Below are 24,351 nucleotides of genomic sequence, written 5' to 3' on the forward strand. Positions count from 1 at the left end.
ACCGCGGTCGCGCAAGGAAAAACCGATGTCATCGAATGCTCGCGGGGCCCTGCTCGCCCTGATCGCCTTCGGCATTTTCGCCACCCACGACGTCCTGATCAAGGTGCTGGGGGGCAGCTATTCACCGATCCAGATCGTATTCTTCTCGGTCACGCTGGCCTTTCCGCTGGCGACCGTGTCGCTGATGCGGGACAACAACCCGGGCACCCTGCAGCCGCGCCATCCGTGGTGGATGCTGCTGCGCACCGTCACCGCCATCGTGACCGGGTTCTGTGCCTTCTATGCCTTCACGGTGCTGCCGCTCGCACAGGTCTACGCGATCCTGTTCGCCGCGCCGCTGCTGATCACTATCCTGTCCGTCCCCATTCTGGGTGAAACCGTGCGCCTGCGCCGGTGGCTGGCGGTCATCGTCGGCCTGATCGGCGTGCTGGTCGTGCTGCGCCCCGGCAGCACCGTGCTGCAGCTTGGCCATGCGGCGGCGCTGCTGTCGGCGGTCGGCGGGTCGCTGGGGTCGATCATCGTGCGCAAGATCGGTGCGGACGAACGGCCCGTCGTGCTGATGCTGTTCCCGATGCTTGGCAACTTCCTTGTCATGGGATCGGCGCTCGCCTTCGTCTATCAGCCGCTGCCGATCGCCCATATCGGGATGCTGGCCGTGATTTCCATTCTTGCCTTCGTTGCGGGCCTGCTTGTCATCGCGGCCTACAAGGCGGGCGAGGCGGTGATCGTCGCACCGATGCAATACAGCCAGATCCTTTGGGCGACGGCCTATGGCATGCTGTTCTTTGACGAGACGCCGGACGGCGCGACGGTGCTGGGCGCGGGGATCATCATCGCCTCGGGCCTTTACATCGTGCTGCGCGAAAGCCGGTCGGAGGACAGTGCCACACCCGTCCTGCGCACCCGTGCGCGGTTCGAGACGGGCACGTTTCTGCGTCCCCGCCCGCGCGAGCTGGACGCGCCCAAGGCGGAACCGCGCAAGGTGCCTGACACCGCACCCTCTGCCAAGGCCCGGCCGCACATGCGCGGTTTGCCCGGTCGCGTGCCACCGCTTGCGGAACCGCGCAGACGCGACAGCGATTAGGCTTGTCAAATGCCGCTGGCGAGGTTACGACGCCGCCACGGTCGGGCTGTAGCGCAGCCTGGTAGCGCACCTGCTTCGGGAGCAGGGGGTCGGAGGTTCGAATCCTCTCAGCCCGACCAGAACACGCCGGGATCGGTCCCGGTCGATTTCATGACAGATCGGCATGCAGGCCACGCCATCCCATCAGGGTTTGCGTGGTTGACGTATCGTCGGACGGATCCGTCTGACGGCGGGCCGTGTTCGGTCTGCATGGACAAGGTGTCGCATCCCGTGACAGGTTGTGCCGACACACGGAGACTGCGCCCCGCATGAGCTGGCTGACGACCCACGGCGAAATCGTTCTGATCAGTTTTCTGGTGTTGGCGGCAGCGGCCTACCTGCTGCAGCAGCGCCGGTCGCCGCAATCCACGGCCGCTTGGCTGCTGTTTCTGATCGTGGCGCCCTATTTCGCAATCCCGATCTTCATCGGTCTTGGCGTGCGCAAGCGCGCTTCCGGTCCCGGCGCGCTGACTCTGCGCGAGACGACGGACGGCCAGCCGATCAACGATATCGACGAGATCCTGCGGTCCTATCGCCTGCCCGGCGCGCTGCCCGGTCATGACTTCACCCTGCTCGACCGGCCCGACACGGCAAAGGCCGCGCTGTTCGATCTGGTGCAGGGCGCGCAGACACGGATCGACGCGCTGTTCTACATCGTGGCCAATGACGCGATCGGCCGCGCCTTCGTCGCCGCCATGACGGAGCGCGCGCAGAACGGCGTCAAGGTTCGGCTTGTGATCGACAGGCTCGGCACGCTGTTTCCGCCGCGGCGCGCGTTGCGAGCCCTGCAGGAGGCGGGGGGCGAGGTGCATTTCTTCTCTCCCCTCGTACAGCCGCCGATGCGGGGGCATCTGAACCTGCGAAACCACCGCAAGATCCTTGTCGTGGACAACGTCAAGGTCTTCGGCGGCGGAATGAACGTGGGCGAGGAATATCTTGGAACCGGTGAGGATGTCTGGGCCGATCTGGCCTTTACCCTGACCGGCCCGGCGGTCGGCAGCTTCGACGACGTCTTTGCCTCTGACTGGGACGGCACGGGAGGCGAGGCGATCCCGGTGGCACCCTTTCCGTCGCGGGGCGCGGGGACGACGGTGGCTCAGGTGGCCCCCTCCGGTCCCGATCTGAAGCATGACGGACTGCACGACGTTCTGGTCAACGCCATCCACCGGGCGAACCGCCGGATCTGGATCGCGACGCCCTATTTCCTGCCAACCGATACGCTGGCCGAGGCGCTGTCGATCGCAGGGCGACGCGGCGTGGACGTCAAGCTGATGATGCCGCGCAGGTCGAATCAACGTATCGCGGATTTCGCCCGCGGGGCTTACATGCGTGAACTGCAGCGGGCAAAGTGCAGCGTGCTGCTCTATCAGCCGGGGATGCTGCACGCGAAAGCGGGTATCATCGACGATGCCGCCTACGTCGGTTCGGTGAACTTCGATGTGCGCAGCATGCTGCTGAACTTCGAGGATGCGCTGATCCTGCATGACGCCGACAGCGTCGGCCGTCTGGCCGACTGGTTCACGGGCAAGACCGCCGAGTGCGAAACCGGGATCGGGGATGCGCATGCCCTGCGGCGGATCAGCGAGGGGCTGTTCCGCATCGGAGCACCGATGCTGTGACCGGTCCCGCGCTGTCCATCGTCAGCTACAACATTCGCAAGGCTGTCGGCACCGACCGCCGTCGCGACCCGCACCGTATCCTGAGCGTGCTGAAAGAGGCGCAGGCCGACATCGTCATATTGCAGGAGGCGGATCTGCGGCTGGGGCAGCGTCCCTCTGCCCTGCCCCGCGACCGGATCGGCGACACCGGCCTGTCGGCGGTGGCCGTGGCGACGAGTGCGGTCAGCCTTGGCTGGCATGGCAACGCAATCCTCGTCCGGCCCGATTGGGCGGTACGGTCCGTGGACCGGATCACCCTGCCGGGGCTGGAACCGCGGGGTGCGGTCGCGGCGGTCGTGGCCACGCCCGCAGGACCGTTGTGCGTCATCGGGGCGCATCTGGGCCTGCTGCGACGATCGCGACAAAGCCAGCAACATACGCTGGTCGAGTGGGTTGCGGGGCGCGAGGAGATGCCGACGCTGATCGCGGGCGACCTGAACGAATGGTCGGCGCGGCGCGGGCTGGGGCCGCTGGCACAGGTCTTCGACCTGCATTCGCCCGGGCACTCGTTTCATGCCCGCTGGCGGCTGGCGCCGCTGGACCGGATCGGCCTGTCGCGGGGCCTGTCGCTGGACCGGATCGACATGCTGGACACGGCGATGACTCGCGCGGCCTCTGACCATCTGCCGATCCGCGCCGGCGTGCGGTTGGAGGCCAGGGGTTGAGGGCGCGACCCGCGCGGCCTATCTGACGGAGATGCAGACCAAGGCGCCACGCCCCATGACGAACCACCTGTACCACGACGACCTTCCCGACGGGCTGGACCTTGGGCCCGTGGTCGCCATCGATTGCGAGACGTTGGGTTTGATTCCGCGCCGCGACCGGCTGTGCCTGATCCAGATGTCGGGTGGCGACGGGCATTGCCATCTGGTGCAGGTCGCCCCGGACCGCGCGCCGGCCCCCAACCTGTGCCGGATGCTGGCGGACCCCGGCGTGACGAAGCTGTTCCACTTCGGCCGCTTCGACATCGCGGCGCTTTACAACGCCTACGACGTCCTCTGCACGCCGGTCTGGTGTACCAAGATCGCGTCAAAGCTGGTCCGCACCTATACCGACCGTCACGGGCTGAAGGAGTTGCTGCGCGAGCTTTTGGGCGTCGACATCAGCAAGCATCAGCAGCAAAGCGACTGGGGCGCGCCGGAGCTGACGACGGCACAGCTAGACTATGCCGCATCCGACGTGCTGCACCTGCATCGGCTGAAGGCCGTGCTGGAAGAGCGTCTGGCCCGTGAGGGGCGCACCGACCTCGCGCAGGCCTGCTTCGACTTTCTGCCGACCCGCGCACGCCTCGACCTTGCGGGTTGGGCCGATCCCGACGTGTTCGCGCACTGATGGCGGTCGCGTCGAACTTTCATTCGCAGCTGGTCGGCTGGCTGAAGATCCTGCTGCCGCTTGCCGCGCTGATGCTGCTGTCAACGCTGTTTCTGTTCGCACGCGGCGATCGCGGCACGCAGACCATCCCCTTTGCCGACATCGACGCCGCCGCCGCCGAACAGCGCATCGCGGCGCCACGCTTTTCAGGCCTGACGAACACCGGTGACACGATTCAGATCACGGCCGCCGCCGCGCGTCCCGATGCCGCAGGCGGTCCGCAAGTCAGCATCGATCGCCCCAGCCTGTCGCTCGACGCCACCGACGGGACAACCCTGCGCGTCACCGCCGGCAGCGGCGCGATCGACACGCAAAGCCGTGTCGCGCACCTTTCGGGTCTGGCGCGGGTTGAAACCTCTTCCGGCTACACGATGGAAACCGCCGGGCTGGTGGCCGACATGACCAGCGGCACCGTCACCTCTGACGGCGCGCTGGAGGTGCATGCCCCCTATGGCCAGCTGGAGGCGGGGCAGGTGACGTTTTCTGCCGGGCAGGACGGCGCCGGGCAGCAGATGAATTTCACCAAGGGCGTGAAACTGGTATATACCCCCTCAGCCGCCCCAGCGAAGGACAATTGAGATGACCCGACTTCTAGCCATCGTCCTCGCCCTTGGCGCGACACCGTTGTTGGCGCAGACCAACATCGATCTTGGCGGCATCCGGGCCGACCCGAATGCGCCGGTCGAGGTGACGGCGGACAACCTGAAGGTCGATCAGGACACCGGCTCTGCCGTTTTCAGCGGCAACGTGAAGATTGGGCAGGGCGACCTGCGGCTGGCCGCGCCAGAAGTGCGCGTGACCTATGCCGCGGATAGCGGCGACATCACCCGCCTGCAGGCCAGCGGCGGCGTAACCTTTGCCACCGCAACCGAGGCGGCGGAGGCCGAGACGGCCGACTACAACCTTGCGGACGGACTGCTGCAGCTTGATGGCTCGGTATTGCTGACGCAGGGCAAGAGCGCGCTGTCGTCGGATTCGATGACCGTCAACCTGAACGACGGCACGGCGCAGATGTCGGGCCGGGTCAAGACGGTGTTCCAGCAGGACGGCAACAACTGATGCCCCGCGACGCCGGTGCAGAGACCGAGGTGGAGGCCGGCGGGCTGCGGGTCAGCAACCTGCGCAAGAGCTATCGCAAGCGCCCGGTCATCCGCGACGTGAGCCTGCATCTGGGCCGGGGCGAGGTCGTGGCCTTGCTGGGGCCGAACGGGTCCGGCAAAACCACCTGCTTTTACCTGATCGCCGGCCTGATCACGCTGGAAGGCGGCCAGGTGACGGTGGATGGCGAGGACGTGACGACCCTGCCGATGTATCGCCGTGCCACCCGCGGGATCGGCTATCTGCCGCAGGAAATGTCGATCTTTCGCGGACTGACGGTCGAGGACAACATCAAGGCGGTACTGGAAATCGCTGAACCCAGCAAGAAGCGCCGGCGGGATCGGCTGGAACAGCTTTTGTCCGAGTTTTCGATCGAACACCTGCGCCGCGCCCCTGCCGTGGCGCTTTCAGGGGGTGAGCGGCGGCGGGCCGAGATCGCGCGCTGCCTTGCGGCAGGGCCGAAGTATGTGCTGCTGGACGAACCCTTCGCCGGTGTAGATCCGATCGCCGTGGCCGAAATCAGGCACCTCGTCGCCGATCTGAAGACCCGTGGCATCGGCGTGCTGATCACCGACCACAACGTGCAGGAGACACTGCAGATCGTCGACCGCGCCTACATCCTGAACGACGGCAAGGTCCTGATGAGCGGGACGACTGAAGAGGTCATCCGCGACGAGAACGTGCAGCGTGTCTATCTGGGCAAGGGCTTCCGCGTCATCTGACCCGGCATTGACAGACGCACGGTTGTGGCGCTGAATATGATAGATGAAACCAGCGCAATTCCATCGCATTGCTGACGGGGCGCCTGCGCCCGGCGGAAATGTTAAGCTTTTGGTAAAGAGCGCGGCTTCATCATTCCAGACGCATCACCGTGGAACCGGCAGCCAGATCGCTGCCTTGATCCGGTGTGCGTGAATACCAGCAGAACAGGAGAGATCATGCGGTATCAGATCAGCGGAAAACAGATCGACATCGGCGCGGCGCTTCAGACCCACGTTGAAACCGAGATGGGCGAAACGCTGGCGAAATACGCCGGGCGCCCGACCGAGGCCTATATCGTCTTCTCCAAATCCGGGCACGAGCATGTGGCGGAATCCGTGGTGCACCTTTCCACCGGACTGACTGTGCAGGCCACGGGCAAAGACCCCGAGATCTATGCCGCCTTCGATGCTTGCTGCGAGAAAATGGACAAACAGTTGCGCAGATACAAGCGCCGGCTGAAGGATCACCAGCGTGATCGCCCCGACCCGGTTGAAGTTTCGGGCGGTGGGTCGTATATCCTTGCAGCAACAAAGGATGACAGCGACGAGGACGAGCAGGTCAGCGACGCACCGGTGATCGTGGCAGAGACGGAGGCAAAGATCCCCTCGATCTCGGTCAGCGAAGCCGTGATGCAGATGGAGCTGGCCAACAGTCACGTCATGGTCTTCCGGAACGAGAAACAGGGCCGCATCAACGTGGTCTACAAGCGCGACGATGGGAATATCGGCTGGATCGACCCGCACGACGCGGCCTGACCACCGAAGACGTGACACAGGGACGGATTGATGCAACTGGCCGACATCCTCAAGCAAGGCGCCGTCAAGATCCTTGGCGGCTGCACGAGCAAGAAGCGTCTTTTCCACGATCTGGGTGCACTGGCCGAACAATCCTACCACACGCCCGCCGGCGACGTGATCGATGCGCTGATCGAGCGTGAGGGTCTGGGTCCGACCGGCGTGGGGCATGGCATCGCCCTGCCCCACGCCCGCCTGTCAGAGGTCGACAAGGTGCACGGCATCTTTCTGCGGCTGGAGAAGCCGCTGAACTTCGACTCCGTCGACCGCCAACCGGTGGACCTGATCTTTGCCCTGCTCGCCCCGGAAGAAGCGGGGGTAGAACATCTGCGTGCGCTGGCACTGGTGTCGCGAACGATGCGCAACCCTGATATCTGCGCCAAGTTGCGGGCCAACAGCGACCCTTCGACCCTTTACGCGATCCTGACGGAAAACCAGTCGTCTCAGGCAGCCTGACAAGGCCCGGCCCCTTGCCGGCCAGACGTCAGGTCCGCAGGGGACCGAAGCCGAAGGCTTCGTAGTCGCGACCGTAGGCGTCCTGCGCTGCCTGTTCCACCTGATCGTCATAGATCGACTCCAGACGCGCAGCCCAGGGGTCCGTCTGATCTGCCAGCGGCGGCATGGTCGTGCGCCCGATCTGGCCGGCCAGCCGCGCCAGATCGCCGCGCAGGCTGCTTTCCCGCGCAATGACATCCGCCACACCGAAATCGGCCATGCCCTGCAGCAGTGACAATTGCGTGGCCCAGGCGGCATCCGTGCGCACCGACGTCTGCGCAGAGAGGTTGTTCCGCAGGAACTTGAGGAAGGCGAGGAAGGCGGTGCGATGCGCCGTCATGTCATAGACGACGTCAGTCTCGGGCACTGCGCCGCCGTCGGGCACATCGACCCCATGGACCTTGCGCAGTGTCGCCCTGATCTCTGCAAAGCTGCCCTTGCCGCCGGCGACGATACGTTCGCAAAAGGCCGTATGCGCCCAGACGACCGGGTGCCGGACCACGGTGAACTTGCGATGGCCGGGATGCTGGCGCAGCCAGTCGCGCAGCGTCTTCTGGCTGAACCCGGTTTGCAAGTCGGCCGCCGTCACCTGATCGAGGGCCGCCAGCCAATCCTGCACCGCAGCGTTCGGGCCGGATTTCAGCGGCATATATAGCAGCGGGCTCCGCGCAGCGGCGACGTAGGTCGGAATCAGCGGTCCCCGGCGGGGTTCGAAATTCGGCGTGCGCGACAGGTTGAATCTGTCCATCCGGGCCAGCGCCTGTTCCATTTGCGCGAAGTTGGCGACCTTGTCGGCCATCGGATCCGGATTCTGCTTCTTCAGCTTCTTGTTCAGGCCGGTAATCTGGCTGTCGACGCCCAGCCATCGCACGAGGCCATTCATCACCGCCACATCCTGCAGATCCTCGTAGGCGACGTAGAACGCTGTCTGGCCGCTGCGCTGCAGGGTGTTCAGGATCAGTGTCTGAAAGGCCTGAAGGGCAGCCATGTGGGCCTCGAACTCGGCGGCATCGAAAGGAACCTGCTGGCTCTTGGCGTGGGTGACATTGGTCAGCTTCCACTGGCCGGTGGACTGCGCAATCTTCCAGCTGACGAAACTGTCGACGGGGTTGCGGGTCAGCACGATCTTGGCACAGCGCGGATCCGTCAGGGCGATGTCCAACACGCGGCTGTCATGGTCGTTGAAGAAGCGGAAGCCGTTCAGTCCCGGCGCCGCCTTGACCCGGTCGATCAGTGCCTGCGGATCGGCCTCTCGCTGCGGCTGGGTCAGGCCCAGCACGTCGCTGCTGTTGGGATAACCGATGAAATGCGGGTTGAACGCCTCGCCCAGACAGGTGACGCCGTCGAACATGTTCAGGTTCGCTTCGAGGAAATTGGATCCTGTCCGCATTTCGGCGAAGACAATGAAGTAGTCGAATTTTGACAATTTATTTGACCAGATAGGGTTTGCGTGGCTTGGGCGCCTGGTTCAGCGGCGGCGCCGCAACAGGGAAATCGCCCATGAGGTAGGGGTGCATCCCCTGATTCTTGAGGTTCTGCAGAAACTGTCCGAAGCCGCCGAGGTCGTGCATGCGCGGCACTTCGGTCAGGCCGCGACCGGTCTTGCCAGTCATGTCATCGACGATGGTCTGCAAGACCTCCATCGGTGATTCGACGAAATCGGCCATCGTCCAGATGCGGACGCGCGCCTTGGCCCAAGGCGACCGCAGGGCCGACAGATGCTCGTTCTCGACCCGCTGAAGGTGGGCCGCCGCGTTGCGCAGGTCGGCAAAGTTGCTGTTCGACCGATAAAGCGGCACCGCCCAGCACCCCGAGATGACGAAGATCTGCGCATTGGGATCCTTGGCAATCATCCAGTTGATACCCTGGGTATCGCGCGGCCCGAATTGAAATGCCTGCCGCTTGCCGCGCGTGTTCCAGATCAGGTTCGTCAGGAACATCTGCGCGTTCAATTCGCGTTGAGCGGCATTGTCGGACAGGGCTCCGTTCACGATGGTCTGGCGGCCGTCGAACTCTACCCGATCGGGTGCGTAAAGGTGCCCGTGGACCCGTGCGCCGGTCATCTTGGCAAGCCAAGGCTCGAAATTCTCGAACAGCTCGGTAAAGCCTTCGAAGACGGAATAGGGCTCTGCCGTGATTCCGTTGCCCCAGTCGGCGTTGGGCCAGCGGCTTTGCATGTAAAGGCCGGGCCGCCCCTTGGTCCGGCGATCGACGGCCTTGGAGAAGATGCGGTCGATCTTGCCGGGATTGGGCTCTGCCCCCTTCATCATCGCCGCATCCTCGACCAGGAAGGCCTGATACAGGCGATCGGCGCGCGGCCAGATCTTTCGCGCGACAAAGCAGTCCGACCGCCGCAGCAATTGCAGGTGATCGTCGTAGAAGATATGCGGCTTGCCTTGGAAATCGAACTTCGACAGCGTTAGCGACCTGCTTTCGATGTTGAAGGAATAGCTGCGGGCGAGGGTCTGAAAGTAGCTTTCATCCGGGATCCAGACCCTGGAGAAGTAACGATCGTAAAGCGGCCGGTCCGGATCCTGCAGGATCGCCGACAGCGTCTGCCGCGTCAGGCACCACCACTGCGACCCCATGTGCGGCAGGATGCCGTCCGGAATCCGGCGCCGGAACCGCAGGCGGCGCTGCAAGGATACGTAGCGGTCGAAGAGAAAGCGGTTCTTTCGCCAAGAAAAGGGGAACCGGAGGGTGAATCGTTCGTGATCGAGGCCGCCGACCGTCCACGGCACATCCGCCGTCGTGGCGCTTTCGATGAAATCCGTGCGTGGCCGGCTGTCGAGGTAGCGGCGCAGCTCGCGCACCGGGCGCAGCGGCATGCAGGACCCCGAGGCAAGGAAGACATGGCGCACCTGCGGGAACGATGCCAGCATCAGCTCGCAGGCGGACTGCGTGCCGGCGACGATGCCCCATGTCCCCCATTCGCACCGGTGACGGTGGCTGAACTTTACCTCTGACAGATCACCCAACGCCTCGCGAAAGCGATCGAACGTTTGGGTCCGGACATTCTTGTCGACGTGGATCACGACCGGGCAGCCCCCGTCGACCCAGTGGCGCGCCAGCTGCTCTGCCCGGTCGAAGTCCGTGTGGACCAGCATGACGACACCGAAGGTCACGCCCAGTTGCCCTTGGACATGATCCCCAGAATTTCCAGCTGGCGCCAGTTGATGTAGCGTTCGGACCACTTGCACCACAGGTCCGGATTGGCCTCGTCGCCGGCGGCATAGGCGCGGTACTCGACGCTGTTCGCGTAATGCTGGCCGCGGGAAAGCTCCTCCTTTGCCTTGTCGGTGAAGGTCGACAGGAACTTGGTATGCAGCAGCACGCCGCTGGCCTTCTCTCCACCCCATTCGTCGTAGACAAGGTTCAGGCCGCGCGGCAGCAGCATGTGAGTGCTGCTGACGTAGGCATACTTGCGGTCCCACTTGACCAACGGCACCTTGTTCAGGGCAGGGGCCCGGTCGGGTGCAGCGGCAAAGAAGGCCCGCATGCGGGGGCCACCCCGGATCCACAGGTTGCCGAACTGAGGATTGCGGTGGATCACGTAGTTGCCGCTGTCGAACCATTCCGCGATCCGCAGCGGGTCGCTGCCCCGCCGGTAGGGCGTATCGTCGAGCCTGCCCTTGGGATACATATCCAGCAGCATGGCGCCGAAGGACTTGATCGAGGACGCGTCCAGCCAGTCGGTCAGGGCGCGCAGGGGCCGCGTGTCGCAGAACGGATAGACCAGCAACTCGTCCGGGTCGACGACCAGCGTCCAGTGACCGTGGGCATACTTGCGCTGCAGCCAGTTCAGCCAATCGACGCCGAAACGCGCCCGTTTGTAGCTCGCTTCGGCGTGAAACAGGCTGACGTCGGGCTGATCCTTCAGGTAGGCGGCCGCGCCGTCGGTGCTCGCATTATCCACCATGATGAAATGGTTCACGCCAAGCTTGCGGTAATATTCCAGAAAATACGGCAGCCGCACGTCTTCGTTGCGGAAAGTGGAAAAAACGAGGATGTCGTCGGGTCTGATCGCGCCCGTCCGGTCGGCGATGACCGAAAGCTCCCGTCGTTTGCGGAACGCGCGGACCAGCCAGCGGCGTCGCTGCAACCTAAGCCTATAGGACCGCCAGATCCGCACCACTACCCCTACGACTGCCACTCATCATCGGCCGGTTCCTGTCAAAGATTCGCTAAGACGGTCCTGAAATGCGCCGACCAGACCGGCGGCGAAAACGCGGGCCGGGGATCTGCCTGTGATGACTGCAGCAACCTCTTGATTTCCTTTTCCCAAAGATAGCGATCTTGGGTGTCGGCGTAAACGGGCCAGTTGCCCAGCAATTCTCGGCTGGCCGGCAGATCGGCGCAGACGACCGGCGTGCCCAGCGCTGCGGCCTCCAGCGGTGGCAAACCGAATCCTTCGGCCAGCGACGGAAACAACAGCGCCGTGGCGCTGCGCAGCAGGGCAGCGACGGCGCCGTCGTTCAGGCCGGCGACCTCCCTCACATGGGGCACGCCGGCATCGAGCCTGTCGAAGACCGCCGCGTTGTTCCAGCCGCGGCGGCCGCAGATCAGAAGGTCGGGTGCGCCCGGGCCCCAGTCGTCCCAGATATCCAGCAAAAGCGCATGATTCTTGCGTGGCTCGATGGTGCCGAGGATCACGAAATAGGGGCGCAGCGGCATCAATCCGGGCGGAATGTCCTCTGGCACGGGCCGCGGCTTATCGATTCCCAGATGCGCGGTGATGATAGGGGGCAAGCGCCCGACGCGCCCGAGGTGGCGCGTGACGTCTGCGGCGCAGGCGTCGGAGGTGCAGATCAGCAGGTCCGCAAAGCTTTGCGCGACCCGAAGCTTCGCAGCGAAGCGCCCGGCAGTGCCTTCGCGCTGCAGGTCCGGCCAGTCGAGGGGAATCGTGTCGTGGATCATCACGGCGATCCGCGCGTCTTTTTGCGCCCTCACCGCCCGGCAGACGCGGGCGGTCAGGTTGCTGTGGCCCACGTTGATATAGGTGAAACCCGCTGGCACCCGTCGCCGCAGCAGTCGCCGCAGACCGCGCCGCCCCCCGCGGCCGATCGCGTGCCGCCGCACGAGGCTTTGTCCCAGTCGCGCCGCGGGGGTCAGGCGTCGGTTGAGACGCGACAGCAGGTCTGGCCTGGGAAATTCGCGGGTCGCGAAGCACTGGCCCAGTGCCAGAAGGCCCAGACGGTCCAGGATGACGAACCCAAGCGCGGTCCGGCACAGCCCATAGACGGGTGTAGCGCCGTCAGCCGTCAACGCCTGAAGGTAGGCCAGTTCGACACGGTCTACGCCCGTGGCGACCTGACCCGCCCGCGACGCCAGCCGGCTGACGTCGATGAGGCGCGCAGACCCCACCGGGCGCTATTGCGCCGCGAGGCGCTGACCCATCACATCCTGAAGGTATTGCCGGAACTCGCCCTGCAACTCCGGCCGTTGAAGCGCAAAGGCGACGGTGGCCTGCAGATAACCGGCCTTGGACCCGCAATCGTAACGCTGCCCGTCGAACTTGTAGCCGAAGACATTGCGGCCCTGCGCAATCTCCATCGCGATGGCGTCGGTCAACTGCACCTCGCCCCCCGCGCCGCGTTCGACGTTGTTGAGGTTCTGAAGCACGTCCGGGGTCAGGATGTAACGTCCGATGACCGCGAGGTTGGACGGTGCCGTGCCGGCGGCGGGTTTCTCTACCATCCCCCGGACCTTGGCGATCGGACCATTCTCGCTCTCGACGTCGAGGATGCCATAGGCAGAGGTGCGGTCGGCCTCGACCTCCATCGCGGCGACCATGGCGCCCCCGGTTTCGGCATAGGCTTCGACCATCTGCGCAAGGCAGGGGCGGTCGGCTGCGATGACGTCGTCGGGCAGCATGACGGCAAAGGGTTCGTCGCCGATCAGCCGGCGGGCGCACCAGACGGCGTGGCCCAGACCCATTGCCTTGTGTTGACGGATGTAGGCCACGGCACCACTGTCCATGTATGTGCTTTGCAGCACTTCGAGCAGGCTGTCCTTGCCCGATTCGCGCAGCGTACGCTCCATCTCCGGCGAGTGGTCGAAATAGTCTTCCAACGCGGATTTACCGCGAGCGGTGACGAAGATGAATTCCTTGATCCCGGCTTCGCGTGCCTCGTCGATAGCGTATTGAACGAGGGGACGGTCGACGAGGGTCATGATTTCTTTCGGAACCGACTTGGTTGCCGGCAGGAATCGCGTTCCCATCCCGGCCACCGGAAAAACCGCCTTGGTGACTTTACTGCGCATAATGAGCCTCGTCCGTTTCAAATAATACGAATTGCACTGCGCGCGGTTTACGCGACCATTGTGAATTAACCAAGGCGGAACCGGTTTGGATCCATCCTGCATGGAAAACTCTTGCTAAGCCGGCAGACGCTGCGCCTGTTGACGCGCCACTTCATGGCTGACCCGAGCGTTCGCGCGCCATGGCTGGAACAGGCGCCCTGACCGGTCCGACTTGCCGAACTGTCCGCCGGTCTGTTCCCAGACCCCGTCGGCAGTGAACCGGACACGGTGGAACAGGGCCGTGGGGGACAGGATGTAGAGCGAGGCGATGGCGCCGTCGCGGACCGCTTGCGCCGCCGCCGCACGGCCCGCACCGGCCCGCCATGAACGGGCCAGAATGACGCGATGGGGCCGCGGACCCGTCGGAAATCGCAGGAATGGCGGCGGCGCAGGCAAGACAGGGTGCTGCGCCACCGGGCGCGCCATGCCATCCTCCCAACCGGCATCGAAGGTGGCCAGCAGCCGGTGAACGTCGCCCGGCATCACTTGTCCCGCCACCATCATTCGCAGCAGCCGACCGCGCTGCTCTGCCCGCCCTGCCCAGGGCGTCACGCGGCCCGAGGGGCCATGCTTGCGCAGAAAGACAGCAAGGCTGGCGCCGACCTGGAACAGCGTGCGCGGCACGCGGTCCGCCCGCCGGCGCGGACTGGCGGCAAAGCCGTGGTGGACCTGCGCCAGCGGCACGATCGCCGTGGCTGCACCGATCTGCGCCAACCGCATGTTCAGGTCGGTCTCGTCGAGGTAGAAGGCTAAGGCTTCGTCGAAGCCGCCCTGATCCAGCAGCACGCTGCGCCGCACCGCCATGTTTGTACCCTCGGTCTTGACCGCGCGCCCCGGCCCACCCGCCAGCAGGGTCGGCCTGACGCGATCGACCTCGACCGGCGTCGTCTGTGCGTCGGCGAAGACCAGCCGCGCGCGCCACTGGAAGTCGATCCCGTTGCGTCCGCGCACGAAACCGCCTGCCGCCGCGACCGCCGGATCGTCGAAGGGTGCGGTCAAGTGTGACAACCAGCGCGGTTCCGGGACCGCATCGTCGTCGATGAAGGCCACGACATCGCCTGCCGCCAGCGACAGGCCTGCGTTCCGCGCGGCGCTGATGTTCGGTATCTCGAAGGCGACCGCCTTGATTGCCTCTGTCAGACCGCTGGCCGCGATGGCAGGAAAGGACACGGCATCGGCCACAACGATCACCTCACAGTCCGGGTGGTCGATCTGGCTGAGGCCGAGGAGACAGCGTTGTAGGGCGTCAGGGCGGCCGTTGCTGACAACGATCACACTGACGCGCGCCACGTCAGTCAGCCCCCATCTCTGCCAGCATCGCCTCGATCCGGGGCACGTCCTCCGGGTTGTTTAGTTCCCAGAATTGCCGGCCCTTCGCGTCAACCTCGACACACAGGACCGGTCGCGCCTGTTCAAGGAACCGCAGCTGCTCCAGCCCCTCCAGCGTTTCCAGAGGACCGATGGGCCATGTGCCGTATGCGCGCAGGGCATCGGGGCGGTAGGCATAGACGCCGACGTGGTGAAATACGGGCGTGTCGGCATCGTCGGGATAGGTCTTGCCGGTGTAGGGGATGACCTCTTTCGAGAAGTAAAGGGCATTGCGCCGTTCCCCGAAGACCGCCGTGGTGCCGCCGACACGACCCGCGCGGCGATCTTCCAGAAATCCGCGCAGCGCGCGGCCCTCGGTCCGCAGGACCGGTGTCGCAACATCGACGTCGCGCCGTGCACGCAGCCCGGCGACGAGGTCGGAGATGAACCAGGCCGGTGTCAGCGGCGCATCGCCCTGCAGGTTCACCACGATCTCGAACTTCGCGCCCATGGCGTCGATGGCGGCGGCGCAGCGTTCGGTGCCGTTGCGGCAGGATTCGGGGGTCATCACGACCTCTGCCCCGAACCCTTGCGCCGCGTCCCGGATGCGGTCGTCGTCGGTGGCCACGACGACGCGGTCGACACCCGTCACCTGCATCGCCGCATCCCAGCTGCGGCGAATCAGGGTCTTGGCCTCGCCGCTTGCGCCCCGGAGGGCGACGAGCGGCTTGCCGGGATACCGGGTCGAGGCATAGCGGGCGGGTATGACGATCAGGACGGACATCAGGCGCGCTGCAATTCGACGCCGGGGGCGTAGGCAATGAAGAACGGGTTGGCATAGCCGGCCTTGCCGTAGACGAGCGGTTCATGCGTGTCGAAGCGCACGACATGGCCACCGGCGCCGGTCAGCACCGCATGGCCGGCGGCGGTGTCCCATTCCATCGTGCGCCCGAGGCGGGGATAGAGGTCGGCCTCTCCCGTCGCGATCAGGCAGAATTTCAGCGAGGATCCGGCGCTCTTCATGTCCTTGACGAGGTAGAGGTCGATATAGTCATCCGTAGCCTGATCGCGGTGGGATTTCGAGGCGACGACCATCAGCGCGTTGTTGTCGGGATTGGTCGTAACCGCCAACGGTTCCACCTCGCCCACGGTGTCCTTGGCAAAGGGACCGGTCTCCTCGACCGACTGGCCGTCGGCGGTGGTATAGAACAGACGTCCCTTGGCTGGGGCATAGACAATGCCGCGCACCGGTTCGCCGTCGACGACATAGGCGATATTGACCGTGAAATCGCCGCGCCGCTTGATGAATTCCTTGGTCCCGTCCAGCGGGTCCACGATCAGGAAGGTGCTGGCCTGCACGCTATGGGACGACGCCTGTTCTTCCGTCACCAGCGCCACGTCGGGAAACGCTTCGCGCAGACCCGCGCTGATGATGGCATCGGCGGCTTCGTCGGCGGCAGTGACCGGGCTGTCGTCGCTTTTCGACCGCACGTCGAAGTCGGGGGAATCGTAGATCTCCATGATCCGGTCGCCGGCTTCCAGCGACAGTCGGCGCATGACCTGCGTCAGCTTTTCGAAATCCATGGTCTCACTTTCTCCGTAATTGCGGGGTACACACTGAATTGATTGAAAATCAGCCCTTTCCGCCGTTATGGTGCCGTGTCAGGCGAACGGCAAGATTTTCGTTTCAGGGTCGCGACAGGTTTGCGGTTTTCGGGTCAGACGACAGGACGACGACAGATGTTTCAGGTTCAGACCCGCAAGTCGCACTCCCGCACCGCGCTGGGAATGCTGGAATTGATCTACCACAGCGCTGTCCGCGACATCCGCAAGTCGCACCGCAATCCGCTGATGGGTCTTGTGCTGAACGTCTTCCAGTCCGTGCTGATGATCGCTTCGTTCTATGCCATGTTCGCGCTGCTGGGCATGCGCGGTGCCGCGGTGCGGGGCGATTACCTTCTGTACATCATGTCGGGTATCTTCCTCTACATGGCGCATACAAAGGCGATGAGCGCCGTCGTCGGGTCCGAGGGGCCCGCCTCTGCCATGATGCAGCACGCCCCGATGAGCACAGCAATCTCGATCTGCGCCTCGGCGCTGTCCTCGCTTTACCTGCAGTTCCTGTCGATCACCGTCGTGCTGTTCATTTACCATGTCACCTACAAGCCCGTGGTGATCGAAAATCCCATCGGCGCCATGGAGATGCTGATGATCGCGTGGTTTTCAGGGGTTGCGATCGGCACGGTATTCCTTGCGATCAAGCCCTGGGCGCCAGAGGTCGCGCGCATGGGCAGTTCGATCTATGGCCGGGTCAATATGATCGCATCGGGCAAGATGTTCCTTGCCAACACGCTGTCTGCGTCGATGCTGGCGATCTTCGACTGGAATCCGCTGTTTCACTGCATCGACCAGCTGCGCGGCGACGTGTTCCTGAACTACAATCCGCATTTCAGCTCTCCGACCTACCCGCTTTATGTTGCAATCGTGATTTTGATGCTGGGTCTGCTGGGCGAGTTCTATACCCGCCGTCGCGCATCGGTAAGCTGGGGCGCAGCCAACTGATATACAGGCACGCCTGCGCCTGCGCCGGTCGCTGCCCGGAATTTACGCAATCTGGCCGGCGTGGGCTGTTGCAGGCTTCAGACCCCCTCCCTATATACGCCAGACAGCCGGACAGGCGCAGGTCTGTCCGCTTTCATTCAAACGGGCGCAGGTGCCGCAACGGGTCTGCGCCTCTCACATCGCCTGACGTACAAGGGATCTGAATATGGCCAAGATTATCGGTATCGACCTCGGAACGACCAACTCCTGCGTTGCCATCATGGATGGCAGCAAACCGCGCGTGATCGAAAACAGCGAAGGTGCCCGCACCACGCCGTCGATCGTCGCCTTCACGGATGACGAGCGCCTTGTGGGCCAGCCGGCGAAACGCCAGGCCGTCACCAACCCCGAAAACACCATCTTCGCCGTCAAGCGTCTGATCGGCCGTCGCTTCGACGATCCGCAACTGGCGAAGGACAAGAAGAACATGCCCTTCTCCGTCGTGAACGGCGGCAACGGCGACGCCTGGGTCGAAGCCAAGGGCGACAAGTATTCTCCCAGCCAGATTTCCGCCTTCATCCTCGGCAAGATGAAGGAAACCGCTGAATCCTATCTGGGCGAGGAAGTGACGCAGGCCGTCATCACCGTGCCCGCCTACTTCAACGACGCCCAGCGTCAGGCCACCAAGGACGCCGGCAAGATCGCCGGTCTCGAAGTGCTGCGCATCATCAACGAGCCGACGGCGGCCGCCTTGGCCTATGGCCTCGACAAGAAGGATACCAAGACGATCGCGGTCTATGACCTCGGCGGCGGTACCTTCGACGTCACGATCCTGGAAATCGACGACGGTCTGTTCGAGGTGAAGTCGACCAACGGCGACACCTTTCTGGGTGGCGAAGACTTCGACATGCGCATCGTCAACTATCTGGCTGACGAATTCAAAAAGGAAAACCAGGTCGACCTGACCAAGGACAAGATGGCGCTGCAGCGTCTGAAGGAAGCCGCCGAGAAGGCCAAGATCGAGCTTTCGTCGTCCTCCTCGACCGAGATCAACCAGCCGTTCATCTCGATGGGGTCCAACGGCCAGCCGCTGCACATGGTGATGAAGCTGACCCGCGCCAAGCTGGAAAGCCTCGTCGGCGACCTGATCAAGAACTCGATCAAGCCGTGCCAAGCCGCGCTGAAGGATGCCGGCCTGTCGGTCGGTGATATCGACGAGGTCGTCCTTGTCGGCGGCATGACCCGCATGCCCAAGGTCAAGGAAGAGGTAGCGAAGTTTTTCGGCAAGGAACCGCATCAGGGAGTGAACCCGGACGAGGTCGTGGCGTTGGGCGCTGCGATCCAGGCCGGCGTGCTGCAGGGTGATGTCAAGGACGTGGTGCTGCTGGACGTGACGCCGCTGTCGCTGGGTATCGAAACCCTCGGCGGTGTTTTCACCCGCCTGATCGATCGCAACACGACGATCCCGACGAAGAAGTCGCAGACCTTCTCAACCGCCGAAGACAACCAGAACGCCGTGACCCTGCGCGTCTTCCAGGGCGAGCGCGAGATGGCGGCCGACAACAAGATGCTTGGCCAGTTCAACCTCGAAGGCATTCCGCCGGCACCGCGCGGCATGCCGCAGATCGAGGTGACCTTCGACATCGACGCCAACGGCATCGTGTCCGTCGGCGCCAAGGACAAGGGCACCGGCAAGGAGCAGAACATCACGATTCAAGCGTCGGGTGGTCTGTCGGACGAGGATATCGAGGCGATGGTCAAGGACGCCGAGGCCAATGCCGACGCGGACAAGCAGCGTCGTGCGCTGGTCGAAGCCAAGAACCAGGCGGAAAGCCTGATCCACTCGACCGAGAAGTCGATGGAGGAGCACAGCTCCAAGGTCGATCCGACCACCATCGAGGCGATCGAGCTGGCGATCGCGGCGCTGAAGGACGAGCTGGAGAACGACAACGTCGACAAGATCAAGTCCGGCATCCAGAACGTCACCGAATCCGCCATGAAGCTGGGTGAGGCGATCTACAAGGCCAGCCAGGATGCGGAAGAAGGCGACAATGCCGACGCACCCAAGGCTGCTGACGAGGATGATATCCTCGACGCCGACTTCGAGGATCTGGACGACGACAAGCGCAACAAGTAAGGCATTCGCCTGACGGGATAGACCGGCCCCTTCAACCGGGCCGGTCTTTTCTCATTCCCAAGGGGGAAATGTGACGATGGCAAAACGAGATTACTACGAGACGCTGGGACTGCGCAAAGGCGCCGGCGCCGACGAGATCAAGAAGGCCTATCGCCAGAAGGCGAAGGAATTGCACCCGGACCGCAATACCGACAATCCCAAGGCCGAAGAGCAGTTCAAGGAGGCCAACGAGGCCTATGAGGTGCTGAAAGACGCGGACAAGAAGGCAGCCTACGACCGCTACGGTCACGCTGCGTTCGAAGGCGGCATGGGCGGCGGCGGTGGCGGACGGCGTCCCGGCGGAGCGCAGGGCAACGGTGACTTCGCTTCGGCCTTCTCTGACGTGTTCGACGACCTGTTCGGCGACTTCATGGGCGGCCAGCGCGGTGGCGGCGGCGGACGGGCGCGGGCGACGCGCGGCAACGACCTGCGCTACAACCTGCGGGTCAAGCTGGAGGATGCCTACGCGGGTCTGGCCAAGACGATCACCGTGCCGACCGCCGTGCAATGCGGCAACTGCAACGGGACCGGTGCCGACGACGGGTCCGAACCCGTCACCTGCCCCACCTGTTCGGGTATGGGCAAAGTCCGTGCGCAGCAGGGATTCTTTACCGTCGAACGCACCTGCCCGACCTGCAACGGCATGGGCCAGACGATCAAGAACCCTTGCCATGTCTGCCACGGCGCCGGCCGGGTCGAAAAGGAGAAGTCGCTGTCGGTCAATATCCCCGCGGGGGTCGAGACAGGCACGCGGATCCGCCTGGCCGGCGAAGGCGAGGCGGGGATGCGCGGCGGACCTGCGGGCGACCTCTACATCTTTATCGAAGTGGCGGATCATCCGCTGTTCGAGCGTGAGGCCAGCAACCTGTTCTGCCGTGTGCCCGTCAGTATCGCCTCTGCCGCCCTGGGTGGAGAGATCGAGGTCCCGACCATCGACGGTGGCCGCAGTCGCGTGAAGATCCCCGAGGGTAGCCAGTCCGGTCGCCAGATGCGCCTGCGTGGTAAGGGTATGCCGGCCTTGCGTGGCGGTGCGGCGGGCGACATGTTCATCGAACTGAACGTCGAGACGCCGGTGAACCTGACCGTGCGCCAGCGCGAGATACTGAAGGAGTTCGACACGCTGTCGAAGGACAACAACCCGCAGGGGTCGAGCTTCTTCAAGTCGGTGAAGGGCTTCTGGGATTCGATGAAGGGCTGACGATGCCCCCTGGCGCCGATTTTTCTAGAAAAATCGGAGAGTCAGCGCCTCTTGACCGATGCAGGGTCCCCGGTTCAGGCCGGGGACCTTTCGCGTTTGCGGACCCGAAGCGACGACCAGAAGGCCGCGGCGATGAAGCCTGCGCCAAGCAGGCCGGTAACGTATTCCGGTACCTCGATCATGGTCTGCGCAAACATGATGAAGGACAGGGTCAGGATCGACCAGAACGCCCCGTTCTCGAGGTATTCGAATTCCGCCAGCGTACCCTTTTCCACCAGCATGATCGTCATCGACCGGACATACATCGCACCGATCCCAAGGCCGATCGCGATCAGCAGCAGATCCTGCGTCAGCGCAAAGGCCCCGATCACGCCGTCGAAGCTGAAGGAGGCGTCCAGCACCTCGAGGTAAAGAAATGCACCGAAGCCGGCCTTGGCAGTGCCTTCCAGCATCTCGTCAGGGGAATCGAGCAGGTAGCCGATCACGTCCAGCGCCAAAAAGACGACCAGTCCCGCCACGGCGGCGAAAAGGAAGGTCGCGGCGTCCGCCTCCGGCAGCAGCCACGCAACAAGCATCATCGCGCCCAGCACGACGGCCATCTCGATCCCGCGGATGTTGGAAAAATGCGCAACTGCCCGCTCAATCGGTGCGATCCAATGGACGGTCTTGTCGGCATCGAAAAAGAACCGCAAGGCGACCATCATGAGGAAGGCCCCGCCGAAGCCTACGATGGAAACGTGCGCCTCCTCGATGATATGGGCATACTGCTCAGGCTCGGCGATCGACAGGTGCAGCGCCTCCCACGGGCCGACACCGGCGGCGACCACGACGATCAGCAGCGGGAATACCAACCGCATGCCGAAGACCGCAATCAGGATCCCCCAGGTCAGAAAGCGCTTTTGCCAGACTTCTGACATGCGTTTCAGCGTGTTGGCATTCACGATGGCATTGTCGAAGGACAGGCTGATTTCCAGCACGGCTAACACGGTGCCGATCAGCAGGAATGCAACGGCACCGGACGTGCCCCCCTGCAGGACAAAACCCAGCACCCCCGCCAGTATCAGGCCCAGAAATGTCACGACCAAGGACCAGCGGAAGTAGATCAGCGCGTCTTTCAAAACCGGGGTGTCCTTTGTTCTATCCCCACTCACCTAAAGGTTCCGCGGCGCATCGCAAGCGGGGCAGCGAGCTTAATCTTTTGTTCATCAAGGCTGCGGCATCATCGCGCCCATGCCACATGCGTTTCAGGATTCCCTGCCGATTTTCACTTTCGCTGCTTCGGATGAGGCGGAGGCCGCGGCGCCCGTCGGCGGTCGGCAGCCGTCCTACATCCGCGATCACCGGCAACGGTTACGCGATCGCTTCATGGCAGGCGGGGCCTCGGCCTTACCGGATTACGAGCTTCTGGAACTGGTCCTGTTCCGCGCCATTCCACGGCAGGACGTCAAGCCTCTCGCGCGGGCTCTGATCGACCATTTCGGCGATTTCAACCGGGTCCTGTCGGCACCGCCCGCAGCCTTGGGCAAGGTCAAGGGCGTTGGCGATGCGGTGATCGTGGAACTGAAGGTGGTGGAGGCGGCGGCACATCGCATGGCGCGCAGCCGGGTCATGGCGCGCCATGTCGTCAGCAGTTGGGACGCGCTGCTGGACTATTGCCATACGGTGATGGCGCATCGGGACACGGAACAGTTTCGCATCCTTTACCTCGATACGAAGAACACGCTGATCGCGGACGAAGAACAGGCCCGTGGCACCATCGACCACGTTCCCGTTTATCCGAGAGAAGTCGTGAAGCGGGCCTTGGAGTTGAATGCCGCCTCGCTGATCCTCGTCCACAATCACCCGTCGGGCGATCCGACGCCGTCACAGGCCGACATTGCCATGACCGCCCAGATCGCGGCGGCGGCAAGGGCGCTGGGGCTGACGGTCCACGATCATCTGATCATCGGAAAGTCCCGAGAGCTGTCGTTCCGGGCAGAGGGACTGCTTTAGTCCCCCACCCAGACCTCCACCCGGCGGTTCATCCGACGCCCCCAGCTCGTGTCGTCGCAGCCCATCGGCAGGGCCTCTCCGAACCCGCGGGTGCCGATCCGCACATCGGAGGGGAGCGTGCCCAGCAGCGTCAGAAGTGCCGACTCGACCGAAAGGGCACGCGCGGCCGACAGGTCGCGGTTCGCGTCCGCCTCTCCTTCCGCGTCGCTGAAACCGATCAGCAGGATATCGCGTCCGGCGTAGGCACCGTTGCGGATTGCCAGCGCGAAGGTGCGCAGATTGGCGGCAGAGGCGACGTCGAGGTCCGTTGTCCCGTTGGCGAACCGGAAGGTGAGAGAGATCCGCACGTGGTCAAGCATGAGTGACACCATGGCCTGCAGGTCGCGCAGCGATGTGTCGGGGCCGGCGATGGCGACGGCGTGGGCGATGCGTTCGCCCTGATCGTCCAGCGGGATCGGCGCGATGCCCTGATCCGACAGTCCGGCCCGGCGCACGATCAGTTGCGCTGCAGGGCTGCGCAGCCACCGCAGCAGGTCGCGCACGACGTCTGGCTGGCGGTGCGACCGGACGATGGCGAAAGCCAGCGTCGTCAGTGGATAATCCTGCGTCTTGAGGCCGGCAAGACGCGGTACCATTGTCAGCCCGCAGCTGTCGCGCAGGCCCAGAGGCTGCGCCACGCCGGTCGCACGCAGCGGCGTGATGCCCAGCGCCCCGGGGTCGGCGGCCACGGCAGCCGCCAGATCGCCGGCGGTTGCATGATGGGTGATCTCGGCGCCGGGCGGCCGCGGCAGCAGGGCCAGAAACGCCTCGACCTGACCATCCTCGGCTGGGCCAAGGTGCAAGGTCAGCGGTTGCGGTTCCTGCCCGAGTGACTGCCAATCGGTGATGCGCCCCGCAAAGGCGGCGATGAGTGCCGCCGGATCGATCGTACGTTGCGGATTGCGCGGCGAGGTGATGGCCACCAGCGCCTCGCCACCCAGGATCAGGCTGCGATCGGACGACGGCCCGATATCAAGACCTACCTCGGCCGCGCGGGCGATCTCGCCGGCATTGGCGGCCCGGTAGGTCAGCGCGATATCGGTTTCGAAGGTCATCAGATCGGCGAAGGCTTCTGCGCTGGATCCGGCGCGCAGACGCACCGTCAGCAGCGTCTTACCCCCCTTGTCCTGCAGGATATAGGGCGTGGCCGCGTCTACCTCCGGTCCGGTCTTCAGCGTCAGTCCGGTATCGCGGGCATAGCCGGTCAGCAGAGCCGGCAAAAGCAGGGTGCTCAGCACCGGCTCTCCCGACAGGCGCAGGGTCGGAACATAGCCGTCGCGTGGCGGACAGTCGTCCCCGGCACAGGTGACCCCGGCATAGGCCAGCGTCACCGGGCCATGGGGCGATTCGATTTCAAGGTAGGTGCCGTCGTAACCGGCAATGCGTCCCGTCAGCGTCAGATCGCCATGGGCAGAGGTGATTGTGACCTCTCCCGCCCATAACGGACCGGACAAGAGCAACGCTGCGGCAAGTCCCCTTGCCGCAGCGCCCAT

The 24,351-nt window shown here is 64.2% G+C and carries 23 protein-coding genes and 1 tRNA gene; 14 read left to right on the forward strand and 10 right to left on the reverse strand.

All coding sequences use genetic code 11. The annotated features are described in order from the left end of the window. Positions 1–25: 25 nt before the first annotated feature. The 10 genes from BUA54_RS08320 (at position 26) to BUA54_RS08365 (ending at position 7,262) form a co-directional block, all read left to right on the forward strand. Positions 26–1,084: a DMT family transporter gene (locus BUA54_RS08320; protein ID WP_084114247.1), complete on the forward strand. Its 1,059-nt coding sequence runs from the start codon at positions 26–28 to the stop codon at positions 1,082–1,084. A gap of 42 nt (positions 1,085–1,126) precedes the next feature. Beyond that, positions 1,127–1,203 (forward strand) — tRNA-Pro (locus tag BUA54_RS08325). A gap of 189 nt (positions 1,204–1,392) precedes the next feature. Then, complete coding sequence (locus BUA54_RS08330; protein WP_072856787.1) at positions 1,393–2,742, forward strand: phospholipase D-like domain-containing protein; 1,350 nt, start codon at positions 1,393–1,395, stop codon at positions 2,740–2,742. Continuing rightward, on the forward strand, positions 2,739–3,446 hold the full coding sequence (locus BUA54_RS08335) for an endonuclease/exonuclease/phosphatase family protein (RefSeq protein ID WP_072856788.1): 708 nt from the start codon (positions 2,739–2,741) through the stop codon (positions 3,444–3,446). The genes BUA54_RS08330 and BUA54_RS08335 overlap by 4 nt, the downstream gene beginning before the upstream one ends. A 55-nt stretch (positions 3,447–3,501) precedes the next feature. Then, entirely contained in the window at positions 3,502–4,113 is a 612-nt protein-coding gene (locus tag BUA54_RS08340) for a ribonuclease D (protein WP_072857036.1), read from the forward strand. Continuing rightward, positions 4,113–4,730: an LptA/OstA family protein gene (locus tag BUA54_RS08345; protein WP_072856789.1), complete on the forward strand. Its 618-nt coding sequence runs from the start codon at positions 4,113–4,115 to the stop codon at positions 4,728–4,730. Before BUA54_RS08340 ends, BUA54_RS08345 begins: the two co-directional genes overlap by 1 nt. A gap of 1 nt (position 4,731) precedes the next feature. Next, positions 4,732–5,211: a lipopolysaccharide transport periplasmic protein LptA gene (lptA, locus tag BUA54_RS08350; protein WP_072856790.1), complete on the forward strand. Its 480-nt coding sequence runs from the start codon at positions 4,732–4,734 to the stop codon at positions 5,209–5,211. Further along, complete coding sequence (gene lptB / locus BUA54_RS08355; RefSeq protein WP_072856791.1) at positions 5,211–5,972, forward strand: LPS export ABC transporter ATP-binding protein; 762 nt, start codon at positions 5,211–5,213, stop codon at positions 5,970–5,972. Before lptA ends, lptB begins: the two co-directional genes overlap by 1 nt. Positions 5,973–6,188: 216 nt before the next feature. Further along, positions 6,189–6,767, forward strand: coding sequence for a ribosome hibernation-promoting factor, HPF/YfiA family (gene hpf / locus BUA54_RS08360; protein WP_072856792.1), 579 nt, complete (start codon positions 6,189–6,191; stop codon positions 6,765–6,767). Between the two features lie 30 nt (positions 6,768–6,797). Further along, a complete protein-coding gene (locus BUA54_RS08365; RefSeq protein WP_072856793.1) occupies positions 6,798–7,262 on the forward strand; it encodes a PTS sugar transporter subunit IIA in 465 nt (154 codons plus the stop codon). Positions 7,263–7,290: 28 nt separating this feature from the next. Here the strand turns inward: BUA54_RS08365 and BUA54_RS08370 are convergent, their stop codons facing one another. The 8 genes from BUA54_RS08370 to cysQ all read right to left on the reverse strand — a co-directional run bounded on the left by BUA54_RS08370 (position 7,291) and on the right by cysQ (position 16,496). Beyond that, the gene (locus tag BUA54_RS08370; protein ID WP_143155378.1) at positions 7,291–8,727 is read right to left on the reverse strand and encodes a sulfotransferase domain-containing protein; all 1,437 of its coding nucleotides are present in this window, start codon (positions 8,725–8,727) and stop codon (positions 7,291–7,293) included. 1 nt (position 8,728) lies between these two features. Further along, positions 8,729–10,408, reverse strand: coding sequence for a DUF5927 domain-containing protein (locus BUA54_RS08375; protein WP_178352736.1), 1,680 nt, complete (start codon positions 10,406–10,408; stop codon positions 8,729–8,731). A gap of 14 nt (positions 10,409–10,422) precedes the next feature. Beyond that, positions 10,423–11,433: a glycosyltransferase family 2 protein gene (locus tag BUA54_RS08380; RefSeq protein ID WP_072857038.1), complete on the reverse strand. Its 1,011-nt coding sequence runs from the start codon at positions 11,431–11,433 to the stop codon at positions 10,423–10,425. A 41-nt stretch (positions 11,434–11,474) separates the two neighbouring features. Beyond that, positions 11,475–12,665, reverse strand: a complete 1,191-nt coding sequence (locus BUA54_RS08385; RefSeq protein WP_072856795.1) for a glycosyltransferase family 4 protein — start codon at positions 12,663–12,665, stop codon at positions 11,475–11,477. Between the two features lie 6 nt (positions 12,666–12,671). After that, entirely contained in the window at positions 12,672–13,565 is an 894-nt protein-coding gene (gene galU / locus BUA54_RS08390; protein ID WP_072856796.1) for a UTP--glucose-1-phosphate uridylyltransferase GalU, read from the reverse strand. Positions 13,566–13,679: 114 nt separating this feature from the next. Next, positions 13,680–14,894, reverse strand: a complete 1,215-nt coding sequence (locus BUA54_RS08395; protein WP_072856797.1) for a glycosyltransferase family 2 protein — start codon at positions 14,892–14,894, stop codon at positions 13,680–13,682. Position 14,895: 1 nt separating this feature from the next. Beyond that, positions 14,896–15,696: a 3-deoxy-manno-octulosonate cytidylyltransferase family protein gene (locus BUA54_RS08400; RefSeq protein ID WP_072856798.1), complete on the reverse strand. Its 801-nt coding sequence runs from the start codon at positions 15,694–15,696 to the stop codon at positions 14,896–14,898. Beyond that, positions 15,696–16,496 carry a 3'(2'),5'-bisphosphate nucleotidase CysQ gene (cysQ, locus tag BUA54_RS08405; protein ID WP_072856799.1) on the reverse strand — a complete coding sequence of 267 codons (801 nt, stop codon included), beginning with the start codon at positions 16,494–16,496 and terminating at the stop codon, positions 15,696–15,698. The genes BUA54_RS08400 and cysQ overlap by 1 nt, the downstream gene beginning before the upstream one ends. Positions 16,497–16,652: 156 nt before the next feature. Here cysQ and BUA54_RS08410 point away from each other — a divergent pair, with 156 nt between their 5' ends. From BUA54_RS08410 to dnaJ, 3 genes are all read left to right on the forward strand, one after another. Further along, a complete protein-coding gene (locus BUA54_RS08410; RefSeq protein WP_072856800.1) occupies positions 16,653–17,474 on the forward strand; it encodes an ABC transporter permease in 822 nt (273 codons plus the stop codon). 205 nt (positions 17,475–17,679) lie between these two features. Continuing rightward, entirely contained in the window at positions 17,680–19,590 is a 1,911-nt protein-coding gene (gene dnaK / locus BUA54_RS08415) for a molecular chaperone DnaK (protein WP_072856801.1), read from the forward strand. Positions 19,591–19,666: 76 nt separating this feature from the next. Further along, complete coding sequence (gene dnaJ, locus BUA54_RS08420) at positions 19,667–20,827, forward strand: molecular chaperone DnaJ (protein ID WP_072856802.1); 1,161 nt, start codon at positions 19,667–19,669, stop codon at positions 20,825–20,827. A gap of 74 nt (positions 20,828–20,901) precedes the next feature. Here the strand turns inward: dnaJ and BUA54_RS08425 are convergent, their stop codons facing one another. After that, positions 20,902–21,945 carry a DUF475 domain-containing protein gene (locus BUA54_RS08425; protein WP_072856803.1) on the reverse strand — a complete coding sequence of 348 codons (1,044 nt, stop codon included), beginning with the start codon at positions 21,943–21,945 and terminating at the stop codon, positions 20,902–20,904. 112 nt (positions 21,946–22,057) lie between these two features. Between BUA54_RS08425 and radC the strand changes: the two genes are divergently transcribed. Further along, positions 22,058–22,819, forward strand: coding sequence for a RadC family protein (gene radC / locus BUA54_RS08430; RefSeq protein ID WP_072856804.1), 762 nt, complete (start codon positions 22,058–22,060; stop codon positions 22,817–22,819). Here the strand turns inward: radC and BUA54_RS08435 are convergent. Continuing rightward, a complete protein-coding gene (locus tag BUA54_RS08435) occupies positions 22,816–24,351 on the reverse strand; it encodes a phosphate ABC transporter substrate-binding/OmpA family protein (protein ID WP_178352729.1) in 1,536 nt (511 codons plus the stop codon). The genes radC and BUA54_RS08435 overlap by 4 nt on opposite strands.

This window comes from Loktanella atrilutea (assembly GCF_900128995.1).
Classification (GTDB): domain Bacteria; phylum Pseudomonadota; class Alphaproteobacteria; order Rhodobacterales; family Rhodobacteraceae; genus Loktanella; species Loktanella atrilutea.